We start from the raw sequence: 4,427 nt of genomic DNA, 5'->3' as shown, positions 1-4,427 counted from the left end.
TGTTTTTTTTGTTTATTTCTTCGTGCCGTGGGGGGGGGGGGGGGGTCTCCCCCCCCCCCGCCCCCCGCGGGGCGGGGCCCCCCCCGCGCCCCCCCCCCCCCCCGTCTCTCCTCCCCCACCTTCGGCCGCCACTTCTCTCCTCCCCCACGCTCATGCGCACGGCCCCCCATGGAAAGGCGGGTACGTCATGTCAGCGCGGCTCCACCGTGTCCTCCACGGACTCCTGACCCTGGCCATCGCCCTTGCCATCGCCCTGGCCGGTCTGGTCGCCCTCCCCACGCCGTCCCGTGCCGCGCCGTCCCGTGCCGCGCCGTCCCGTGCCGCGACCCCGGTCTGCGCGCTGGCGTGCGACACCCTCGACCCCTCGAAGGCGCAGCGCGACACCTTCCCCGTACCGAATGTGAACCTGGGCGGCCGGACCCTGAAGCTGCACGTCTCCGACCCCGACTCCATGGCCTGGGCCAGCATCGACAACGGTGTGACGGGCGACGCGGTCTGGCTCGACCGGTCCTGGGACCGGGGTGCCACCTGGGAGGGCCTGCTCGGCAAGGCGAGCATCCCCGGCACCTGGACCGGCACCCGCACCCTGATGTACAACCTCACCGACCCGGTGGGCCACCGGCGCGGCTGGCTCCGCGCCTGCGGTGACGCCGCGGGTGTCACCTGCACCGACTGGGTCTACCCGAAGGTGTGCGACGGCACGTTCTGCGACGGCGCCGACCCCGCCACCGCGGCGGGCGACGACCGCCCGGTGCCCTCCACCACCCTGTTCGGGCGCACCATCAGCCTCCATGCCGACCAGAAGAACGGGCTGGCGTGGGGCGTCATCGAAAGCGGTGGCGCGGGCGACGAGATCTGGCTCGACCGCTCGTGGGACACCGGCGCCACCTGGCCCGAGGGCTCCTCCCTCGGCCGTACGAGCGTGGCGTCGGGCAAGACCTCGACGCGGACGGCCATGTTCGCCACCCGGGATCCGCGCGGGCTGATGTTCGGCGGTGCGGTCCGGGCGTGCGGCCGTGCGGCGAGCCACCAGGAGGGCAGCTGCACGGCCTGGGTCAGGCCCGCGCCGAGCCGGGCGCGCGCCGCCGCTGACGCGCTGATGGCGTCGTACCACACCTACGAGGGCTGGTGGCGCAGCAGTTGGTGGAACTCGGCCGTCGCCGTCACCTCGCTCATCGACTTCGCCCAGCGCACCGGGCGGCACGACTACGACTGGGTCATCGCCCGCACCTTCGAGCAGAACCGCGGCACCTTCGCCCCGGGCGAGCGCAGCTCCGACGCGGTGGAGGGCCACTTCATCAGCCGCGCCATCGACGACGCTGCCTGGTGGGGCGTGGCCTGGCTGGCGGCGTACGACCACACCCATGAGCGGCGCTACCTGGACGAGGCGGTCACCATCGCCGCTTACGTCCACCAGTACTGGGACACCGGCACCTGTGGCGGCGGTGTGTGGTGGGACCGGGAGCGCACCTACAAGAACGCCGTGACCAACGGGCTGTACCTGTGGCTGACCACGTCGCTGCACCGGCGGATCTCCGGCGACACCGTGTGGGGCGACCGGGCGGCCACGGCCGCGACCTGGTACCTCAACAGCGGGCTGATCAACAGCGCGGGCCTGGTGAACGACGGGCTGACGGCCGGCTGCCGCAACAACTCCCAGACCGTGTGGAGCTACAACCAGGGCCTCGCCATCGGCGCCTTCACCCAACTGTGGCGGTCCACCGGCAACGCCCAGTACCTGGACACCGCCCGCCGCCTGGCCGATGCCGCGACCACCTCGGCGGCGCTGACCCGCGACGGCGTCCTCACCGAGTCCTGCGATACCGGCGGCAACGCCTGCGACGACAACCAGAAGCAGTTCAAGGGCGTCTTCATGCGCCACTTCGCCGACCTCGCGGACGCCACCGGATCCGCCGCCTACCGGGCGTACATCAAGAAGCAGGCCGACTCGATCTGGGCCACCGACCGCGACCCCCTCAACCGGCTCGGCCAGCGCTGGGCGGGCACCACCCCCAACCAGGTGGACTGGCGCACCCAGGCCAGTGCCCTTGGCGCGCTGACGGCCGCGGACGGCCGGTGACACCTCCCCACGGACCAACCCTCACGAGCCGTACTCGCATCGACTCAAGGAGGCGCCCATGAGCCCTCGCACCGCCCGCCGCCACGCGGCGCTGCTCACCGCCCTGCTCGCCATCCTGTGGGGCCTTATCTCCGCCCCGCCCGCCGCCACGGCGGCCCCGCAGGCCGCCGCGGGCACCTTCCGCAATCCCCTCAACACCGGCCCGGACCCGTTTCTGACCACCTGGAACGGGAACTACTACCTGACCACCACGCAGGGCAACAGCATCCGGATGTGGCGCTCCTCGTCCCTGGGCGCCCTGCTCGACGCCGACCCCATCACCGTGTGGACGGACACCGACACCTCCCGCAACCGGAACATCTGGGCACCGGAGTTCTACCGCTTCGGCAACCGCTGGTACCTCTACTACACCGCCGACGACGGGGTCGACGACCACCACAGGCTCTATGTGCTGGAGTCGGACCGCGACGACCCGGCCGGTCCCTACCACTTCAAGTCCCGTCTGACACCGCCCAACCACGCCGCCGACTTCGCCATCGACCCCGGCATCCTCGAGCACAACGGGCGCCTCTACCTCGCCTACTCCGGCATCAACCAGTACCAGCACAACGGCCTCAACATCGCCCCGATGTCCAACCCGTACACGGTCTCGGGCAACGCGGTCGCCATCAACGCGGCCGGCGGCTGCCCGGAGGTGCGCGAGGGCCCCGAGTTCCTCTACCGCAACGGCCGCACCTGGATGACGTACTCCACCTGCGACACCGGCAAGCCGGACTACCAGGTCTGGATGATGTCCCTGCCGTCCGGCGCCGACCCGCTCGTGCCCGGCAACTGGACCCAGCGCTCCGGCCCGGTGTTCTCCCGCGCCGACGACCACGGCGTCTACGGCCCCGGCCACCACGCGTTCTTCCGCTCGCCCGACGGCAAGGAGGACTGGATCGTCTACCACGCCAAGACCACGTCGGTGAACACCTACTCCAACCGCACCACCCGCGCCCAGAAGATCACCTGGAACGCCGACGGCAGCCCGAACCTGGGCCGCCCGCTCGCCATGGGCGCCACCCAGGACCTGCCGTCCGGCGACCGGGGAGCGGGCACGTACTGGATCAATGACGACGGCCGGTCCAGCGGCGACGGAAGCGTGTCGTACACGGGCACCTGGAACTCGGGGACCGGCTGCGCCACCCAGTGCTTCTGGAGCGACGACCACTGGAGCGACCGGGCGGGCAACACCGCCACCTTCTCCTTCACCGGCACCCGGATCGCCCTGCTGTCGGTCCGCGACACCGGCAACGGCATCGCCGCCCTCAGCATCGACGGCGGCCCCGAGCAACGCTTCGACTTCTACGGCGCGATCCGCACCGGCGAAACCCTGCAGTACCTCAGTCCCCGGCTCCCCTCCGGCCGGCACACCCTGCGCGTCCGGGTGACCGGCGAGCACAACGCCCAGTCGGGCGCCTCGTTCGTGAGCGTGGACCGCGCCGAGGTGTACACCCGCTGACACCCGGCACATCCGCGGCCCCCGCCCGGCGGCGGGGGCCGCACACGCCGCGTGTCCGGGCCGGACATGACGCCCTGAGCGATCCCGCCGGGGCTTGCCTTACCGTGGCGCGGGTGGATCTCAACTTGCTCGTGGCGCTCGACGCCCTGCTGGAGGAGAACAGCGTGACCGCCGCGGCGGACCGGCTGAGCCTCTCGCCACCGGCGATGAGCCGGACGCTGGCCCGGATCCGTCGCGCGACCGGCGACGACATCCTGGTGCGCACCGGCCGCACCATGGTCCCCACCCCGCGCGCCCTCGAACTGCGCGAGGAGACCCGCGACCTGGTCCGGCGGGCCACCGCCGTGCTCACTCCCGTACGCCGGCTCGACCTGGCCGGCCTGAACCGGCACTTCACCGTGCGGGGGCATGACGCGCTGCTGGCGGCCCTCGCCGCCCCGCTGATCGCCAGGGTCGGCGCCACCGCCCCGAACATCCATCTGAGTCTGCTGGCCGAGTCCTCCGCCGACCGGCCCGACCTCGCCCGGGGCCAGGTCGATCTGGAAATCGGCGCGGATGAGCCGGGCCGCCCGGAGATCTCCTCCGAGGTGGTCGGCACCGACCGGATCGTCCTGACGCTACGACGCGGGCATCCGCTCGCCAAGGGCAGGGTCGGCCTCGACAAGCTCGTCCGCATGACCTTCGTGACCGTCTCGCGCCGGGGCCGACTGCACAACGCCATCGACGACGCCCTCGCCGAACGCGGGCTGCGACGGCGGGTGATCGCGTCCCTGCCGACGAGCGCCGCGGCGCTGGGCGTGGTGTCCCGTTCGGACGCCGTGGCCGTCGTGGGGGGGGCGGGGGGGG

At 72.2% G+C, this 4,427-nt stretch carries 3 protein-coding genes; all 3 read left to right on the top strand.

Annotated features, from left to right (window positions below; all coding sequences use genetic code 11):
* Positions 1-187 precede the first annotated feature (187 nt).
* A complete protein-coding gene (locus ACFXB5_RS16100; protein WP_385207769.1) occupies positions 188-2,080 on the top strand; it encodes a glycoside hydrolase family 76 protein in 1,893 nt (630 codons plus the stop codon).
* Positions 2,081-2,138: 58 nt separating this feature from the next.
* The gene (locus tag ACFXB5_RS16095) at positions 2,139-3,581 is read left to right on the top strand and encodes a family 43 glycosylhydrolase (RefSeq protein WP_385207766.1); all 1,443 of its coding nucleotides are present in this window, start codon (positions 2,139-2,141) and stop codon (positions 3,579-3,581) included.
* Between the two features lie 113 nt (positions 3,582-3,694).
* On the top strand, positions 3,695-4,427 hold a 733-nt coding region (locus ACFXB5_RS16090; RefSeq protein WP_385207764.1), incomplete at its 3' end, for a LysR family transcriptional regulator.

The organism is Streptomyces sp. NPDC059455, from assembly GCF_042750115.1.
Classification (GTDB): domain Bacteria; phylum Actinomycetota; class Actinomycetes; order Streptomycetales; family Streptomycetaceae; genus Streptomyces; species Streptomyces endocoffeicus.
This window is presented reverse-complemented; position numbering and strand designations above follow the sequence as displayed.